At 75.6% G+C, this 17473-nt stretch carries 12 protein-coding genes; 4 read left to right on the top strand and 8 right to left on the bottom strand.

Going from position 1 to position 17473, the window contains the following annotated elements; all coding sequences use genetic code 11:
- The first annotated feature begins 122 nt into the window (after window positions 1-122).
- Window positions 123-1535, top strand: coding sequence for an APC family permease (locus PUR61_RS09045; protein ID WP_329877550.1), 1413 nt, complete (start codon window positions 123-125; stop codon window positions 1533-1535).
- A gap of 91 nt (window positions 1536-1626) precedes the next feature.
- Here the strand turns inward: PUR61_RS09045 and PUR61_RS09040 are convergent, their stop codons facing one another.
- The 6 genes from PUR61_RS09040 to PUR61_RS09015 form a co-directional block, all read right to left on the bottom strand.
- Window positions 1627-2886, bottom strand: a complete 1260-nt coding sequence (locus tag PUR61_RS09040; protein ID WP_329877548.1) for a hypothetical protein — start codon at window positions 2884-2886, stop codon at window positions 1627-1629.
- A 195-nt stretch (window positions 2887-3081) separates the two neighbouring features.
- Entirely contained in the window at window positions 3082-3624 is a 543-nt protein-coding gene (locus tag PUR61_RS09035) for a SigE family RNA polymerase sigma factor (protein ID WP_329877546.1), read from the bottom strand.
- 96 nt (window positions 3625-3720) lie between these two features.
- Window positions 3721-4977: a type VII secretion-associated serine protease mycosin gene (gene mycP, locus PUR61_RS09030; RefSeq protein WP_329877544.1), complete on the bottom strand. Its 1257-nt coding sequence runs from the start codon at window positions 4975-4977 to the stop codon at window positions 3721-3723.
- Window positions 4978-5063: 86 nt separating this feature from the next.
- Complete coding sequence (locus PUR61_RS09025; protein ID WP_329877542.1) at window positions 5064-5357, bottom strand: WXG100 family type VII secretion target; 294 nt, start codon at window positions 5355-5357, stop codon at window positions 5064-5066.
- A 76-nt stretch (window positions 5358-5433) separates the two neighbouring features.
- Complete coding sequence (locus PUR61_RS09020) at window positions 5434-5733, bottom strand: WXG100 family type VII secretion target (RefSeq protein ID WP_329877540.1); 300 nt, start codon at window positions 5731-5733, stop codon at window positions 5434-5436.
- Between the two features lie 186 nt (window positions 5734-5919).
- Window positions 5920-7599: a type VII secretion protein EccB gene (locus tag PUR61_RS09015; RefSeq protein ID WP_329877538.1), complete on the bottom strand. Its 1680-nt coding sequence runs from the start codon at window positions 7597-7599 to the stop codon at window positions 5920-5922.
- A 170-nt stretch (window positions 7600-7769) separates the two neighbouring features.
- Between PUR61_RS09015 and eccE the strand changes: the two genes are divergently transcribed.
- The 3 genes from eccE (at window position 7770) to PUR61_RS09000 (ending at window position 12325) form a co-directional block, all read left to right on the top strand.
- Window positions 7770-9164 (top strand): type VII secretion protein EccE, encoded by a 1395-nt coding sequence (gene eccE / locus PUR61_RS09010; protein ID WP_329877536.1) that lies wholly within the window; start codon window positions 7770-7772, stop codon window positions 9162-9164.
- Window positions 9164-9937 carry a hypothetical protein gene (locus PUR61_RS09005; RefSeq protein ID WP_329877534.1) on the top strand — a complete coding sequence of 258 codons (774 nt, stop codon included), beginning with the start codon at window positions 9164-9166 and terminating at the stop codon, window positions 9935-9937. The genes eccE and PUR61_RS09005 overlap by 1 nt, the downstream gene beginning before the upstream one ends.
- A 78-nt stretch (window positions 9938-10015) precedes the next feature.
- The gene (locus PUR61_RS09000) at window positions 10016-12325 is read left to right on the top strand and encodes a MinD/ParA family ATP-binding protein (protein ID WP_443035138.1); all 2310 of its coding nucleotides are present in this window, start codon (window positions 10016-10018) and stop codon (window positions 12323-12325) included.
- Between the two features lie 76 nt (window positions 12326-12401).
- On the opposite strand, the gene PUR61_RS08995 is transcribed toward PUR61_RS09000, so the two are convergent.
- Window positions 12402-13346: a bifunctional riboflavin kinase/FAD synthetase gene (locus PUR61_RS08995; protein ID WP_329877530.1), complete on the bottom strand. Its 945-nt coding sequence runs from the start codon at window positions 13344-13346 to the stop codon at window positions 12402-12404.
- Window positions 13347-13412: 66 nt separating this feature from the next.
- The gene (locus tag PUR61_RS08990; RefSeq protein ID WP_329877528.1) at window positions 13413-17216 is read right to left on the bottom strand and encodes a serine protease; all 3804 of its coding nucleotides are present in this window, start codon (window positions 17214-17216) and stop codon (window positions 13413-13415) included.
- Between the last annotated feature and the right edge of the window lie 257 nt (window positions 17217-17473).

Genomic DNA, 17473 nt, shown 5'->3' with positions numbered 1-17473 from the left:
TCGATCGATACGGGCAAGGTTCCATGGCGGCCCGGGAGCGACAGAACCAGAAACCGAGCAACCAGCCAGCGGAGGCGATACCGCTCCCTCTCCAGGACCGCACAGAGCCGATCGGAAGCCTCATGACCGACACGCTTCGCCCGCCACGCGCCGTAGCCCCCGCCACGGCGACCGCGGGCACCGCCGCCGCCCCGCAGACGCTCAAGCGCTCGATCGGCGTCGTGGGCGGCACGCTGCTCACGCTGTCCTGCGTCACCCCGGCCTCCACGCTCTTCGTGATCGTCCCGGAGCTGTTCTCCAGCATCGGCAGCGCCACCGCGCTGGCCATCGCGATCGGCTCGGTGCTCTGTATCGCGGTCGCCTTCTGCTACTCCGAGCTCGGCACCCTGATCCCCAGCGCGGGCGGCGAGTACGCGATGGTCGGCACGCTGGCCGGACGGCTGGCCGGCTGGCTGGTCTTCGTGCTCTCGCTGATCGTGGTGATGATCGTCCCCTCGGTGATCGCCCTCGGCACCGCCGACTACCTCGCGCCCGTGCTCCACGTCGACAAGCCGATCGCCGGCGCCGCGGTGATGCTCGCCGCCACCCTGGCCGGCCTGCTCGACCTGCGCGCCAACGCCTGGATCACCGGCATCTTCCTGGTCCTGGAGGTCATCGCCGCCGGGGTCGTCTCGGTGCTGGGCTTCGCCCACGCCAACAGCGACGCGCCGAGCATGCTGCACGGCGTCGTCACCGGCGAGGACGGCGTCACCACCACGGTGAGCATCGGCGCCGTCATCGGCGCACTCGGCATCGCGCTCTTCATCACCCAGGGCTTCTCCACCGCGGTCTACCTCTCCGAGGAGCTGGAGAACCCGCGCCGCAACGTCTCCCGCACCGTGCTGTGGACGCTGGGCATCTCCGCCGCCGTCATCCTCGTCCCGGTCACCGCGATCACCGTGGGCGCCCCCGACCTGGCGACGCTCAGCTCGGGCGACATCTCCGGCATGGTCACCGCCTGGAGCAACTCCGCGGTCGGCACCTTCATCAGCCTCTGCGTCGCCCTGGCCATCATCAACGCCGGCATCGTCATGGTCATCCAGAACTCCCGGGTGCTGTTCGCCTCGGCCCGCGACAAGGCCTGGCCCGACCCGGTCAACAAGGCCTTCGCCACCCTGGGCCGGTTCGGTTCCCCGTGGGTCGCCACCCTGGCCGTCGGCCTGCCGGGCGCCGCGCTCTGCTTCGTCGAGGGCGAGCTGCTCAGCGAGATCACCGGCGTCGCCGTCACCGGGATGTACCTGCTGGTCGCGATCGCCGCGCTGCTCTCCCGCCGCGACCGGCACAAGCACGCAGCCGCCTGGCGGATGCCGCTCTGGCCCGCCGTCCCGGTGGTCCTGATCGTCGTGCTGGTCTACATCATCACCCAGCTCGACACCGTGCCGCTGCTGTGGACCGGCGGCATCACCGCGGCCGCCACCCTCTACTGGCTGTTCTACCTGCGCCCCCGGCAGGACACCCGCTGGGTGATCAGCCTCCCCGAGGACCAGCAGGGCTGATCCGGCCGGAACCCGACCTCCCCCCTCCCCCACGCGGCAGTGCCCCGGGCCCCCCGGCCCGGGGCACTGCCGTGTCGTGGCCCGGCCGCCGCTACTTCTTGAGCTTCCACTGCGGGGCCGTGGCGACCGCCTTCAGCTGCTCGACGGTCAGCGCCGGGGTGGCCCGGGTGACCGGGGTGCGCAGGCCGGCGCTGTTGAAGGCGCTGATCACCACCCGCAGGCCGTCCGCGTGGAGGGTGTCGACCGTCCACATGCCGCCCTGCTTGAGGACGGTCACCCGGGTGCCGTCCGGGAGCCTCTCGGCGTTGCCGAACAACAGCTCGACCGCATTGTCATGGCTCCCGTCCTGCACGTTGACCTGCACCAGGGACTTGCCCTTGCCGTCGTCCACCACGAAGTCGGCGAAGCCCGGCTGGCCGCCGGTCTCGGTCTGCTTCAGACCGGCCGGCAGCAGCCCGGCGGTGATCGCCAGGATCTCGTCCTTGCCGTACTCCTCGGTGTCGCGCGGCTTCACCGGCGCCGGGAGGGGGATGCCCGCGACGATCCGGTCCCAGGACTTGCCGGTGACCACCGCCGTCAGCTGCTCGGGCGTCAGCGGCGGGGCGGGCCGGGAGACCGGCGCCCCCTTCGCGGCCGGGGCGTTCCACTCGGTCAGCTGGACCATCCGGCCGTCCTGGCCGACCAGCCGGGCGAACCACCGCTTGGTCTCGGCCCGGTTGTCGGGGTACTCGTAGCCCTGGAACACGGTCAGCGAGCCGCCGCCCGGCAGGGCGGTCGAGGTGCAGGCGTCGAACCGCATCGCCTTCCGGTCCGGGCAGCCGTTCTCCGTACGGCGTGCGTCGCCCTCCCCGTACCGGTCCAGCGAGAGGCTCAGCACGGACCCGCCCTTGCCGTCGTCGAAGAGCAGCGGCCCGGCGGCATCACCGGTGACCTTGCCCGCGGGCAGCAGGGTCCGGAGGACGGCGATCGCCTCGGGGACGGAGTAGGCGCGGGCCGGGGCCCCGTCCTGGCCTCCCTGGCCTCCCTGGTCGCTCTGGTCGCTCTGGTCGGTACCGGTGCCGGTGCCGGTGGCGCTCACGCTCGCGGTTCCGCCGCCCGCCGCGGGTGCGGTCTGCGGCGCGGTGGCCGGGGAGCCTCCGGTGCCGCCGGTGAGGTACATCGCGCCGGTGCCAACCAGGGCCAGCGCGACCGCGCCGCCCAGCGCCGCGGTGGCCGAGCGCCGGCGGCGGAGCCGGCGGCCCCGGGCCAGGCCACCGACCGCCAGCGCCTGCCGGCCCTCGCCTCCGAAGCCCTCACCCGTGCGGGTCATGGCGAAGAGAAGATCATCCTCGAACCTGTCCTGTTCGGACATGCGTGATCACCGTTTCAATAGGTGGCGGGTGGTGGCGGGTGGCACCGGGCGTCGGTGCGAGCGCGGGGCCGGGGGCGCCGGGCAGCGGTAGGGCGGGGGGCTCGGTGTGTGGTGTGCGGTGAGCTGTGTGCGGTGAGCTGTGTGCGGCGTGCGGTCAGGAGACGTCCGGAAGCGACAGGAAGCGTCAAGGATCGGTCATCGAACGGCGAGCTCGGCCAGCGTCTCCCCGAACTGCGCCCGCAGCCGGGCCAGCGCCCGCGTGGTCCGGGTCCGGACCGCTCCCGAGGAGACGCGCAGCACCTCGGCGGTCTCCTCGACACTGCGATCCTCCCAGTAGCGCAGCACCAGCACCGCCCGGTCCTTGGGCGGCAGCCCGCCGAGCGCGTCGAGCAGGGTCAGCCGCAGCGCGCGGTCCGCCTCCCGGCCCGCACGCTCGGGCAGCTCGCCGGTGGGCCGCTCCCCGCTGGAACGCCGGCGCTGCTGGGCGAGGAAGGTCCGCACCATGACGGTGTGGGCGTACGCGCCGGGGTTCTCGACCTGGTACCGCCCGCCGGTCCAGGCACTGCGGCGCCACAGCACGTACATCCGCCCGAGGGCCTCCTGGACGAGGTCCTCCGCGTAGTGGGTGTCCCCACTGGTGAGCAGGCACGCCGAGCGGTACAGCCGCCCCGTGTGGCCCGCCACGAGCTCCAGGAACTCCCCGTCCTTGGCCTCGCGCGTGCCCCCGGTCCGTCCCATCCGACGTGCCTCCCCCGCCCGCTCGCTCCCCCGACACGGGAGGGATGCGATGAGCGGGGCCGGATGTTACAACCCGACCGGAAAAGATTCCGGAACTCAGTCCGAGGGCCGGCGGCGGTGGTCGCGGAGCACCACGGCGCCGCCGATCACCAGGGCCACCAGCAGGGCGCCGACACCCAGCACATAGGTGGCGGTCCGGCCGTCCCGGTCGGCCCGGGTCTCGCCGAGGCCGGGCGGCCGCGGCACGATCGGGGCGGCGGCCAGCCGGACCGGCGGATCCTCGGTGGCCCGGTCCGGCGGCGCGACGGGCGCGGTGGCCACGGCCTTCACCGGGTCGACGACGCCCCACCCGACGTACTCGTTGGGCTTGTGGTCGGTACGCTGCGCGGTCTGCTCGATCCAGGCCCGCACCTGGCTCGGCCGCCAGTCCCCGTGCGCGCCGACCAGCAGCGCGGCCAGCCCGGCCACGTACGGCGCGGCGAAGCTGGTGCCGTTGTCCACGCACTGGCCGCCGCGCGGGACGGTGGAGAGCATGTCGACCCCGGGCGCCGCGACGTCCACGAAGTCGCCGTACTGGGAGAAGTAGGTCCGCTCGTTGTTTCGGTCCGAGGCGCCGACGGCGAGCACGGTCGGGAAGGCCGCCGGGTAGGTGTCGCCCTTCCTGCCGTCGTTGCCGCTGGAGGCCACCACCACCGCGCCCCGGCTCTCGGCATTCTCGATCGCGGCCTTCAGCTCGGCGTAGCCGACGAACCCGCTGTCGCCCGCGCCGCGCACGTCCTGGGAGATGTTGACGACCCTCGCGCCCTGCCGGACGGCCGAGTCGATCGCCTCGACCAGCGAGTGGACGTCCCCGTTGCCCTCCGCGTCGTTCTGCCGGATCGACAGGATGGTGGCGCCCGGGGCGATGCCGACGAAGCCGGTCTGCTCGCTGCGCCCGGCGGCGATGATGCCGGCGACCTTGGTGCCGTGCCCGACCAGGTCGTTCTTGCCGCCGCCCTCGATCCGGCGGCCCTCCTTGTCCTTCAGCAGCGATCCGCCGTCGATCACCCGGTGCGCGAGCTGCGGGTTCTGGTCGTCCACCCCGGTGTCGATGACCGCGACCAGCACCCCCGCGCCGGTGGTCGCGCCGCCCTGCCAGAGCTCGTCCAGCACCATCCGCTGCAGGGACCACGGCACGGCCTGCACGTTCGGCGCGGACCTGCCGCAGTCCCCGGCCGCGGCGATGCCCGGTCCGGCGGCGGCACCCGGTCCGGCGGCGACCGACGGGGCCACCGCCGGGCCGCCGAGCACCGCCAGCGACGCCAGCGCCACGGCCGCCGTCCGGTACCTGCCCGGCACCCTGCCACCCCTCATGTCGTCCACCCCGGTTGCGCGCCAGGGGCGGGTGCCCGCCGGGCAACCCGCCCCTCGTCGAGTCGTGCTCGGGCCGCAGCCCGCCGTCAGCCCGTCCAGAGGGTGGCGTTGCGGTTCTCGGTGTTCTGGTAGCTCTCGGCCGCCTTGTCCAGGGAGTTGGCGATCTGCGCCAGCACCTGCTGCAGGTGCGCGGCGCGCTCGTCCCACTTCGTCTGGTGGGCCTGGTAGCCCTGCTGGGCGACGCCCTCCCAACTGGTGGCGATTTTGGTGACACCCGCCTTCAGCTCCTCAAGCTGGGCGTTGACCGTCTGCGCGGTCCGCCGAACCTCGGAACTGGCGCTCTTGATGGTGCTGAAGTTGACGAGAATGTGTTCGGCCACGATGTCTCCTAGTCGAGGCTGCGAAGCACCCCATCACCCGAGGGGCGCGTCGCCGGGTGAGCGGACGGAACGGGGATCAGACCGTGCCGGCGCCGAAGGTCGCCTGCTGCTCCGCGTCGGCCTGCGCGTACTTCTGGGTCGTGAGCTCGATCGCTTCCTTGATCGCCACCAGCGACTTGTTGAGCTCCTGGGCGTCCGTGTTGAACTGGCCCTGGAGGTTCGTGTACGCCTGCGCGGCCTGCCCCTGCCAACCGCTGGTGATCGAGGTGACCAGGTTGTTGAGGCCGTTGATCTCGGTGTTGATCGCGCCGATGACCTCGTCCATGTGCTTGGCGAACGCCAGCATCTCCTGAGCGGTCGTCCTGAACTGACCCATGCTCCACCGTCCCCCACGAGACAGACCCTGTGTCCGGGGCGCCGGTTCCGAGCCCCCCGCGCATCACCGGTGTGATGTCCTGCAGCACTGTAGTCGGCACACGCAGCTCACCCAACCTCGCGCGGGGGCCGGTTACCAAGCCATGACATCACGTCAGTTTCCTTGCCCTGAAAGGCGATAGACCGATCATGCGTTCTGCTGCTGAGCTGCGCTCCTGGCATTGAGCGCCGGGCCGGCCGGCACCAGGTTCGACCACTGCCGGGGGACGGGGGCCGGCTGCAGGCCCTGGTAGCCGAGCCGGGCCTGGTTGCCGCCCGCCTCCTCCGGCCGGCCCGCCGCGGCCGGGGCCCCGGACTGTCCGGACGAGGCCGACGAGGCCGACGAGGCCGACGGGACCGGCTGGGCCGACGCCGCGGCCTGATCGCCCTTGCCGCTGTCGCCGCTGGCCGGCACCGCGTACCGCAGGCCCGTCTCGGTGATCAGGAAGTCGGTGCCGGAACCGTCCGTCCCGTTGTCCAGCGCCCGGTAGAACAGGCCGTGGCCGGGCGTCACGTGCGCCGACGCCGCCCCGTTGCCGTACCGCGCCGGATAGTCCGTGCCGGCCCAGACGCTGCGCCGCGGGGACCTGCCGTCCTCCGCCACCCCGTCGAAGGTGCTGCAGACCACGGCCCTCGCGCCCTTCTGCGCCTGCCAGTCGTTGACCGGGGCACCCGTCCTGGTGGGCCAGTCGGCGGCGCCGTCGGCCGTCAGCGGAGTGCTGCTGTTGAGCGCGGCGTGCTCGGCCGGGGTGATGTCCTCGATCCGCGGGTTCCGGTTGGCATCCTGGTCGTACAGCGGCTGCAACAGCGGGTTCTGCCTGATCAGTTCGGCCTGGAACGGGGTGATCAGCAGCAGCCGGCTCCTCCCCACCACGTAGTGCCGGTCACCGAACCGGACCAGCCGGCCCACCTTGCGGTTCTCCGGATTCTGCAACGCCACGGAGGAGTTGGGGGCCTTGGTGTCCGGCACCAGCCCGTCGATCCGCGGGAAGACGATGTCACTGCCCGGCGCCAGCGTGTCCAGCCAGTCCTTCTTCACCTTCTGCGGGTTGGCGGTCGCCCCGAAGACCGCCCCCATCAGCTGCGTCCGCGTGGCGTCCGAGTCCTCCGGACCGCCGATCGCGTGCCTCCGGCCCTTCGAGTCCACCAGGAACAGCCTCAACCGCCCCCCGCCCGCACCGGCCTGCCCGGAGCGGGCCGCCACCTGCGGGTCGTCCGCCTGCTGCACCAGCAGCGCCTGGTCGACGTCGAGCAGCCGGTCCGGAGCCTCCAGCGCCCGGGCGTCGGCGCCGCCCGCCACGAAGACCGCCTGGTTGACCGTGTTCCCCCCGTCGTCCGCGCCCGGACGGTCGCAGACCGACCACTTCATCGGCCGGCTCGCGTTCTCCCTCGACGGCAACTTGTCCGGGGCGTAGGGGATGCCGATCGTCGGGCCGTGGTTGGGGTACTTGTCGAGCACCCCGTCGGCGACCACCACCACCTTGGCGCCCACCGGCAGCACCAGCCGCGCCGACGACATGTTCAGCACCTGGTGCAACCGCTTGGTCCGGCCGTCCGGATCGGTCAGCACGACGTACCGGGTGGTGCTCTGCTTGCCCTGGACGATGAACCTGCCCTCGTCCCAGCCGAGCGGCGCGCTCGGCCGGAACACCCCCCAGAGCCCGAAGCCACCGACCACCAGCGCCCCGACGACCACGCTCGGCAGGACCGCCCTCACCGGACGCGGCGCGTCCTCGTCGCTCCCCCCGCCACCGGGCAGGAGGAAGGCTCCGACCGTGCGCCTGCGGGCGAAGGTGTAGGCGTTCAGCTCGTCCCGACGCGATGCCATGCTCGTCGTCCCCCCTGTCAGACCGACCTGCCCCGTGGTCCGCATCCGCCGGGCGAGAACGTGCTCGAACCTCTACGATGCGGCAGCAGACGGTGAGTACGGTACGGGCACGGATCGCGAACGTGCCAGCGGGACAAGACAACTGACTTAGCGAAAGGGGCCACCGGGGGATGCCAGGCCAGACCGCTCCAGGACGTCGCAGTACGGCACGGAACAGCGGACCACGCCGCCCCGGACCCCGCCCGCGACCCGGCCCCGGCACCTCCGCCGCCCCGACCCGCCCCGACCCGGCCGACGGCCCCGTCCCGGTCCGCATCCACCCCCGCCCCGGGCTCCTGGGCGGTCGCCTGGCGCTCCACCAACTGGTGCTCGTCGAGGTCGCGTCGGCACTGGCCGCAGTCGGCTGGACAATCAGCCGACCGGTCGCCGCCGCGTTCGGCGCGATCGCCCTGGCCCTGCTCGTGCTCGCGGTCGTCCCGGTCCGCGGCCGCACCGCCCCCGAGGCGCTGCGGGTCCGGGCCGCCCTGCGGGCCCGCCGGAAGCGCGCCCGGGCCGACGCACCGCCGGCCGGCACCGACCCGGCGCTCGCCCCCGCGCTGGAGCTGGAGCCCGCGCTGCGCACCTGCACCCACACCACCGAGGCGGCCTTCGGCGGCCGTCCGGTCCGCCGGGAGACCGGCATGGTCGGCGACGGCACCTTCCTGAGCACCGTCCTGCTCGTCCAGACCAAGGAGCGCCCGCTGCGCCCCGCCCGCACCGCCCGGCCGCTCCCCCTGGACGTCGTCTGCTCCGTGCTGCGGGTGGACGACATCACCCTGGAGTCGGTCCAGCTGGTCCAGCACACCCGGCCGGCGCCCGCGCCGCACCTGCCCGAACAGTCGCTGGCCGCCCGTGCCTACCGGGAGCTGCCGGACGGCGCAGCCACCCCCGGCCTGCGGCTCACCTGGGTGGCCCTCAAGCTCGACCCCGAACGGGCGGCCACCGCGGTGCGCGCCCGGGGCGGCGGCGAGGAGGGCGCCCGCAAGGCACTCCAGCGGGTCACCGACCAGCTCGCCGGGCGTCTGAACAGCGCGGGCTTCGACGCGACCGTGCTCGACGAGCGCGAGCTGGTCGCCGCGCTCTCCACCTCCGCGTGCGTCAACCCCCTGGCCACGGCCGGCCGCCAGGGCGCGGGCGGCGGCGGCAGCGGGCGGCGCACCCAGGAGGGCAACCGGTTCTGGCGGGTCGACGACCGCTGGCACAGCACCTACTGGATCTCCCGCTGGCCGCAACTCGGCCGCCCCGGCGGCGCCCCCGGCCGGATCGCCGTCCCCGACCTGGTGAACCTGGTCACCGGCGCACCCGCGCTGGCGAGCACCTTCAGCCTCACCGCCGGGCACGGCACCGGCGGCTCGGTGACACTCAGCGGCCACGTCCGGGTGACCGGGCGCAGCGAGAGCGAGGCCGTCCGGATCGGACGCCGGGTCGAGGCCCGCGCGCAGGGCGCCGGCCTGGGGCTGACCCGGCTCGACCTGGAGCAGGCCCCCGGCGTGCTCGCCACCCTCCCGCTGGGAGGTACCGCCTGATGGCGTACCAGGGCTACCGGCCGACCGGTGCGCCGACCGGAGCCGGGCGGCGGCCGAGGATCCCGTCCCGGCTGCTGCCCGGCTTCGGGCTTCGCGGCCCGCGGCGGGAGAAGCACGTGCTGGCCGTCGGGGATCTGGCCGCGCTGGCCTTCCCGGTCGGCGACGACGGCGTACTGATCGGCCAGGACGTGCACCGGGCGCAGCCCGCCGTGCTCGGACTGTTCCGGCCCGGCGCCTACGACCTGGTCCTGGTCGGCGGCGTCTGGACGGCTCAGGTCATCGCGCTGCGGGCGGCCGCCACCGGCGCCCGGGTCGCCGTGGAGACCGCCCGCGCCCACCTGTGGGGCCCGCTCGCTCAGGCCGCCGGCGGCGGTCAGCCGTGCGTCACCGTCCACCAGGTCGGCAGACTCGGCCCGCAGGGCGCCTCGGTCACCTCGCCGGTCCTGGTGGTGCGCGACCTCGGCGCCCGCCCGCCCGGCAGCCGGCTCTCCGCCACACCCTGGCAGACCACCCTGACCGTGCTGCCGTACCTGGGGCCGAACGCGGCCCGGGTGCTCAACGCGGCCGACCTGGTCGGGGTGCAACGGGTCTCGCCGCAGGAGGCGGAGCTGATCGGCCGGGTGCTGTCGCTCGGCCCGCCCGAGGTCGGGGCGCTGCCCACCCTCGCCGAGGACCTGACGCTCTGGACGACCCGGATGAGCCGGCAGTACGTACGGGTCGTCGCCGGGCAGGCGGAACGGCAGGTCCTGGGCGGCCCGCGGCGGATCGACTGACCCGGCCGATCCCGGTCGCGGCCCGGTCGGAGATGAGATACCGCCTTCAGTGGGGGGTGGCTCACGGCCTAGGCTGTGATGCGGCAACGGCACCGCGAACGTGCGGCGGCGAACACGAGGGAGCCTCAGGTGAGTAGCGATCGGGACGGCGTCTACGTCGGCGACAACGCGGCGGAGGACGACGACGACTGGTCCGACGCACCCGACTACACTCCCCCGTCCTGGTACGTACAGACGGACGCCCCGGGTGCTCCGGCGGCTCCCGGTCCGGCTCCGACGCCTGCCCCCGCCCCTGCCCCCGCCCCGACGGCAGCGGCTCCGGTGGCGCCGCCCGCTCCGGCTCCGGTGGCCCCCGCGCCGGTGGCGCCCGTTCCGGCCGCCGAGCCCGCTCCGCAACCCCAGCCGCCGGTCCAGCCCCAGTTCCAGCCGCAGCCGGCGCCCGCGCCGGCCGTCCCGGCCGCACCCACCGCCGGGATAGCGGCGCCGCACCCCCCGTTCGCCGCTCCGCCGACCCACCCGGCCGTGCCCGCGCCCGCCCCGGTTCCCGCCCCGTACGCGGAGCAGCCGCCGGCCGTCGCCCAGCCCTGGCCCGCGGCCGACCCGTCGGTGCAACCGCAGCCCTACCCCGGTGGACCCCACCCGCCTGCGCCCGCCCCGGCGCCGCTGCCGGCGCAGCCGGCCCTGCCGTACCCGGACCCGCAGCAGCAGGCCCAGGGGTACCCGCAGGCCCAGCCCCAGCCTCAGCCGTACTCCCAGCAGGCCCAGCAAGCCCAGCAGGTGCAGCAGTCGCAGGACCCGCAGGCCGCCGCCTGGGCCGCCGCGCAGCAGGCCGCCCAGCAGGCCCCGGCTCCGCAGCCCGGCCCGCAGGCCGGCCCGCAGGCCGCCGCCGACCCGCGCGCGGCCGGCTGGCCCCAGCCGAACGCCTACCAGCAGCAGCCCCCGCAGCCGGGCCCTGGCCTGCCCGCCCAGCCCTGGCAGCAGCAGCCCGACGCCCCGCAGGCGCCCGCCGCGATGCAGCAGTCCGGGGCCCCGCAGCAGACCGCGCACGGCGCCCCGCTCGGCTACACGGCCGCCGTCGAGCTCTCCTCGGACCGCCTGCTGCGCAGCCAGCCGAAGCAGCAGCGCCAGCAGCCGCGGTTCCAGTTCGGAGGCAAGGCCGCCGCCGCCGAGAAGTCCCGCAAGCTGGAGATCATCCGCACCCCGGTGCTCAGCTGCTACCGGATCGCCGTGATCAGCCTCAAGGGCGGCGTCGGCAAGACCACGACCACGACCGCCCTCGGCGCGACGCTGGCCAGCGAGCGCCAGGACAAGGTGATCGCGATCGACGCCAACCCGGACGCCGGCACGCTCGGCCGCCGGGTCAAGCGGCAGACCGGCGCGACCATCCGCGACCTGGTGACGGCCATCCCGCATCTGCGCAGCTACATGGACATCCGTCAGTTCACCTCGCAGGACCTGCACTCGGGCCTGGAGATCCTGGCGAACGATGTCGACCCGGCCGTCTCGACGACCTTCAACGACTCGGACTACCGGCAGGTCATCGACGTGCTGGGCCGCCAGTACCCGATCATCCTGACCGACTCCGGCACCGGCCTGCTGTACAGCGCGATGCGCGGGGTGCTGGACCTCGCCGACCAGCTGATCATCGTCTCCACCCCCAGCGTGGACGGCGCCTCGTCCGCCTCGACCACGCTGGACTGGCTCTCCGCGCACGGCTACGCCGATCTGGTGCAGCGTTCGATCACCGTGGTCTCCGGGGTCCGCGAGACCAGCAAGATGATCAAGGTCGAGGACATCGTCGCGCACTTCCGGACCCGCTGCCGGGGCGTGGTCGTGGTGCCGTTCGACGAGAGCCTGGCAGCCGGCGCCGAGGTCAACCTCGACATGATGCGGCCCAAGGTCCGCGAGGCGTACTTCGACCTCGCCGCGCTGGTCGCCGAGGACATCGTCCGCGCCCAGCAGGCCGCGGCCCAGCAGGCGAGCTGGCAGCACCCGGGCGCACAGCAGTACGCCGCCGCACCGCAGCCCTACGCCCCGCAGCAGCAGCCGGCCCAGCAGCCCGGCCCGCTCCACCCGGACCCGCAGCAGCAGCCGTACCCGCACCAGCAGCCGGTGCAACCGTGGCAGCAGCCGGGCCCCCAGCCCGTCCCCGGTGCTCCCTGGGCGCAGCCGGGCCAGACCCCGCCGCCGGCCGGCTACGGCTACCCGCCGCAGGGGCCGCCCCAGCCGGCGCCGGAGTGGCAGCAGCCGCAGCAGCCCGCGCCGCCGGGCGGTGGATACGGCTACCCCCAGCCCGACGGCGGCCAGCCGCCGCCGCCCGCCGGGTACGGCTACCCGCCGCCGCCCGCACCGCCCCAGCAACAGCAACAGCAACAGCAACAGCAGTAGAAGCAGTAGGAGAGCGCACCGCGCGCAAGGGCCCGCCGACCGGAGTCGGCGGGCCCTTGCGCGCGGATCCGGCGGGTCAGCCGGCGTCGGTCAGCTCGCGCGACCGCTTCACGTCGTCGGCCATCCGGTCCAGCAGCGCCTCGATCGAGTCGAACTTCTCCATCCCGCGCAGGTAGACGAGGAACTCGACGGCCACGTGCAGCCCGTAGAGGTCCAGCCCGACCCGGTCGATGGCGTACGCCTCGACGGTCCGGGCGGTGCCGTCGAAGGTCGGGTTGGTGCCGACCGAGATGGCCGCCGGCATCCGCTCGCCGTCGGCCGTCAGCCAGCCCGCGTACACCCCGTCGGCCGGGACGGCGCTGTGCGGCACGGTGTCCACGTTGGCGGTCGGGTAGCCCAGCTCACGGCCGCGCTGCGCGCCGCGCACCACCTCGCCCTCCACCCGGTGCGGGCGGCCCAGCACCTCGCCGGCCCCGGCCACGTCGCCCGCGGCGACCAGCCGGCGGGTCAGGGTCGAGGAGAACGGCTCGCCGTCGCCCGCCGCCCCGCGCACCCGGAGGTCGACGACCTCGACGCCGCAGTCGGCCGACCGGCCCAGTTCGGCCAGCAACGCGACGTTGCCGGCCGCCCGGTGGCCGAACCGGAAGTTCGGCCCCTCGACGACCAGGCACGCGTGCAGCGCGTCCACCAGCACCTGCCGGAAGAACTCCTCCGGGGACTCCTTCGAGAACTCGGTGGTGAACGGCAGCACCAGGACGGCGTCCACGCCGAGCGCCTCGATCAGCTCCGCGCGGCGCGGCTGCGGGGCCAGCAGCGCCGGATGGCTGCCCGGACGAACCACCTCGCTCGGGTGCGGGTCGAAGGTGACCACGACCGACCGGACCCCGAGCTCGCGGGCGCGCTCGACCGCCCGGCCGATGATCAGCTGGTGCCCACGGTGCACTCCGTCGAACGAACCGATGGTGACGACGCTGCGTCCCCAGTCACCGGGGATCTCCTCCAGGCCACGCCAGCGTTGCACCCTGACCGCTCCTTGTTCCGTACGACGCGTACCTTCTGTACGCTCAAACGCTCAAAACCCGAACCCCTATAGCGTGCCATGCGCCTGTCCCGAGTTCGGCACCGGAAGGCGGGTTGGACGCACCGCCGGGTGCCGGGCCCCGGTGCCGGGTGTACGAAGCGCCCCCGTCCCGGACCCCGGGCCGACCCCCCGCCCGGCCTCGGCAGCCGCGTCCCGCGGGTCCCGGCCCGCCGCCACCAGGTCGCGCAGCCGGTCCAGGCGGGGACCGGCGGGGCGGGCGGGCCTGCCGCCCGCCGGCCACCGTGCCAGCAGCAGCGCGAACGCCGCCGACCCGCCGGCGCAGCGGACCAGCAGCCCGTCCGCGTCCGGCAGCCCGGCCGCCGCCCGCACCAGGACGGCCCGGGCCCTGACCGGCCGCTCGGCCGCGCAGTGCTCGGCGAGCGCGGCCACGGCGGCGGCCAGCACCTCCGGATCGCCCTCGGTGGCCAGCAGGGTGTCCAGCAGCTCACAGCGCAGGGCGTCCGCCACCGGGTCGGCCACCGGACGGGACAGCACCTCGGCGAACGGCCGCCGGACGGCCACCGCCCGGGCCGCCAGACCACTGCTCAGGAGCACCCGGAGCTCCAGCCGGGCGGCCGCGCCCTCGACGGCCCCGCCCGCCAGCCTGCGGCCGAGGTAGTCGACCGCCACCGGCCCGGCCAGGGCCGGACGCTCGCGCAGCAACCGGGCCACCAGCTCGGCGCCCCGCCGGACGGCCAGGGGTGCCCGGGCGTCCGCCAGCACCCGGAGCGTCCCGGCGACCGGGGCCGGTCGGCCTGCCTCATCCGCCCGGCCTGCCGGACCCGTCCGACCCGCTGGCCCCTCCGGCCCGCCCAACCGGGCGGCGAGGGCGGCGAGGACCGGCTCCGGGTCGCTCTCCAGGGCCGGCGCCAGCACCGCCGCGGTGAGGAAGCGGTCCTCCCCTCGCCGGTACGCGGCCAGCGCCGCCGGGAGGTGGGCCGTCCGGGTCCGCCCGTCCCGGACCAGCAGGGCGAGCGCGGCGCCGTGCAGGGCCGGCTCGTCCTCCCGGGCCAGCAGGGTCAGCGCGGTGAACCGCAGCAGCTCCGGCCCGGCGCCGCTCGCGTGCGGGGCGGTGCGCAGCGCGTGCACGGCGGCGGCGACATGGCGCTCGGGGCGCCGGTCGTGGCTCCAGCGGTCCACCGCCCGGCAGAGCGCCGAGGGCTCCTCGACGGCCAGGACGGCGAGGAGCGCGTCCGCCCTCGGATGAGCGGCGCCGGCCAGCGCCTCGGTCAACTCGTCCAGGGCCAGGGCACGGTGGGAGTACAGCAGATCGTGGACGAGGTCCGCGACAGTGCTGCCGGGGCGGACGGGCAGGCCCCGCGGGTCGTCGAACCAGGCGCAGAGCAGCGGGAGGGTGCCCGCCGGGTCGGCACGCAGCCGGTCGGCCGTTGCCGCGAGGAAGCCCCGGTCGGGGCCGTCGGCGACCACCAGCCTTCGGTACAGCGCGAGTTCACGCTCGACGGGCAGGCGCAGGCCGGCCCAGAAGTCCGGGCCGAACCGGCCGAGCCCGGCCTCCGGAAGCCGCTCGAACCCGCCCTCGGCCGCAGCGCGTTCGACGATCCGGTCGGCCAGCTGGTCGAGCAGGGCGCGGTGCTCGGCGAGATCGGGGCTGGCGGCCAGACCGGCGATCAGCAACCGCCCGGCCCACCAGCCGGGTTCACTGCCGGGCGGGCGCAGGTCCAGCGCCCGCCAGATCCGGTGCAGCCACGGGTCCAGCGCCGGCGCGCCCCAGGTGTCGGCGATCCGCCGGAGCGCGGCGGCCACGGGACCGACCCGGGAGCGGGACACCGTCCGGGCCTCGCCGGCCGGGCGGGTGTCCTCGGTCTCGCCGAGCAGCAGCCGCAGTGCCTCGTCCAGGTCCAGGTGCCGCCCCTGCAGCCAGTCGGCGAACTCGCCGTGCGCGAACCGGTAGCCCGGTCCGGCCGGCACGAACAGCCCCTCCGCCAGCACCGCCGCCGCCCAGCCGCCGGCCACCGGGAACAGCTCCTCGAACACCGCCCGGCCCAGCCCGCCCTGCTCGGCGCCCAGCATCCGCCGGGCCGCCTCGTGCACCCGGCCGGCCACCGCCGCCGCCAGCCGCCGCACCCGCCCGTGCCCCGCCCGGCGGACGGCACCCCTGCGGTGGGCTCCCGACCGGCGGGGCCGCCCGTCCTCGGCGAGCCGCTGCGCCACCCGCAGGCAGCACAGGTCGAGACGGGCGCCGAAGAGCTCGCCCCGCCGGGCGGGCTCCCCCCGCAGGCCCTCGGCCCACAGTTCCCCGGCCAACCGGACCGCGAGCGGGTGACGGGCGTCCGCCTCCTCCGGCCACCCCGGCGGCAGCCCGTACCGCCGCCGGACCCGGTCCGCCGCCTCGGCCGGGAGCGGCCCCAGCCGGCGGACGGCGACCCGGACGGCGGGGGAGGACGGCGGCGACCCGCCGTACCGGGCCGCCGCTCCGCCCACCGGGACCAGGAAGTCCCCCGTTCCGCCGCCCGGCGCCAGCCGCTCCCATGCCTCGTCCCCGCAGGCCGTGAGCAACCGCGCGCCACAGGCCGCCAGCCACCGCGCGGTCACCCGCAGCCAGTCGGCGTCGAGCGGCACCGGCGCCTCCTCCGGCCCGTCCAGCACCACCAGCAACGGCCGCCCGGCCGCCGCGCAGAGCCCGGCCGCCGTGCCCGGTCCCGGCGGCGGTGTGCCCGGTTCGGCCGCCCCGGCGAACGCCCGCTCCACGGCCTCCGCGAGCGAGGCGTCCCCGGCGCCCAGATCGGCGCCGCGCAGCCACAGCGTGGGCCGGGGCCGTTCCCCGCCGCCGCGCCGCACGGCGAGGGCCGCCAGCTCGGTGCTCCGCCCCGACCCGGGCGCCCCGACCAGCGTGACGATCCCCGCCCCCGCCGGGCCCCCGGGTGGACCGGCCCACCCGTCCGGACCGTCACCGGCGGCGCCGCCGTCCTCGCCGTCACCGGGCCACTCCCCCAGCCCGTCCGGCCGGTCCACCCGGTCGGCCGCCAGCCCGGACACCCGGCCCGGCCCCGCGCCGGCGGCGGCCAGCTGGGCCGCGGCCAGCCGCAGCACCCCGGCCAGGTTGAGCGCGCCGCCGTAGGCGGGCACCCCGGCCGCGTTGCGGGCCAGTACCTCGGCCAACTCCGAGCCGCCGTACCCGGTGTCCGCTCCCGCACCCGCCGCACCCGGGCCGGATCCCGGCCCCGCCACCGGTACGGCGACGGGTGCCCCGGGCCGGCCGGGGGCCCGCAGCGCGGGGGCGACCACCGCGACCACCGCGCCGGTGCGGGCGTCCAGGACGGGCGCGCCGGCCGGCACCACCGCCGCGTCGCCGGGCGGCGGCACGTCGAGCAGCAGCGCGCCGGCGATCAGGTGACAGCCGCCCGCCCGCGCGTAGAGGGCCCCGGTGGTCTCGGCGACGCCGCAGCGCAGCAGCACCGTCCGCCCGTCGGGGCGGCCGTCCGCCCAGACCGGTACGGGCACCAGCAGGACGTCCCCGGCCTGCGCCGCGGGGGGCGCCGTGACCGGCAGCGGCGGCACGGGGACACCGCCGACCGCGTCGGTGCGCAGCAGGGCGAGGCCGTACCCGGGCAGCGCCCGGACGTGGTCCGGGCCGAGGACCCGGGTCTGGCCGCCGGGGGTGTGCAGAACGATCCGGTCGAGTCCCTCGACGGTCTCGTGGGCGGTGAGGACGGTGCCCTGCAGGTCGACCACGAAGCCGAGTCCGCGCGGGCGCCCGTCCCGGTCGCGGATCCGCAGCAGCCGGTGGCCGGTGTCGCCCGCCGCCCCGTCGTCCGCCGGCAAGCCCAGGAAGCCCAGCAGTCCCGGCATCGAGCAGCCCCTCCCGGCAGGGCCGGCCGGCCCCGGAGTGGACTCGTCGCGGCGACCTGTCCGCCGCCCGGGAGCCTGCCCGGCCCCGGTGCGGGCCGACCACACCCACGCCGTTCACGACTGCCGTTCGCCTCGCGCGCTCCCCCGTGCGGGTGAACTCCGGGCGGTACGAACCCCTGCGCGCCCCCGCCCGCCCCCTCCGCCCTCCGCCTCGCACGACCGGTCGCCGAGAGACCGTGGCCGGAAAGCACGGAACC

Origin of the sequence: Streptomyces sp. BE20 (assembly GCF_036322525.1) — a bacterium.
Taxonomy (GTDB): Bacteria; Actinomycetota; Actinomycetes; order Streptomycetales; family Streptomycetaceae; genus Kitasatospora.
The sequence above is the reverse complement of the archived record's forward strand: the minus strand, read 5'-3'. Positions and strand labels throughout refer to the sequence as shown.

What these genes read in the sequence shown, in the direction of transcription:
- mycP (WP_329877544.1), bottom strand. Translation starts at nt 4,977, where the DNA reads ATGAGGGGTGGCAGGGTGCCGGGCAGGTACCGGACGGCGGCCGTGGCG.
- PUR61_RS08990 (WP_329877528.1), bottom strand. Translation starts at nt 17,216, where the DNA reads ATGCCGGGACTGCTGGGCTTCCTGGGCTTGCCGGCGGACGACGGGGCG.
- PUR61_RS09000 (WP_443035138.1), top strand. Translation starts at nt 10,016, where the DNA reads ATGCGGCAACGGCACCGCGAACGTGCGGCGGCGAACACGAGGGAGCCT.
- PUR61_RS09015 (WP_329877538.1), bottom strand. Translation starts at nt 7,599, where the DNA reads ATGGCATCGCGTCGGGACGAGCTGAACGCCTACACCTTCGCCCGCAGG.
- PUR61_RS09020 (WP_329877540.1), bottom strand. Translation starts at nt 5,733, where the DNA reads ATGGGTCAGTTCAGGACGACCGCTCAGGAGATGCTGGCGTTCGCCAAG.
- eccE (WP_329877536.1), top strand. Translation starts at nt 7,770, where the DNA reads ATGCCAGGCCAGACCGCTCCAGGACGTCGCAGTACGGCACGGAACAGC.
- PUR61_RS09040 (WP_329877548.1), bottom strand. Translation starts at nt 2,886, where the DNA reads ATGTCCGAACAGGACAGGTTCGAGGATGATCTTCTCTTCGCCATGACC.
- PUR61_RS09035 (WP_329877546.1), bottom strand. Translation starts at nt 3,624, where the DNA reads ATGGGACGGACCGGGGGCACGCGCGAGGCCAAGGACGGGGAGTTCCTG.
- PUR61_RS09045 (WP_329877550.1), top strand. Translation starts at nt 123, where the DNA reads ATGACCGACACGCTTCGCCCGCCACGCGCCGTAGCCCCCGCCACGGCG.
- PUR61_RS09005 (WP_329877534.1), top strand. Translation starts at nt 9,164, where the DNA reads ATGGCGTACCAGGGCTACCGGCCGACCGGTGCGCCGACCGGAGCCGGG.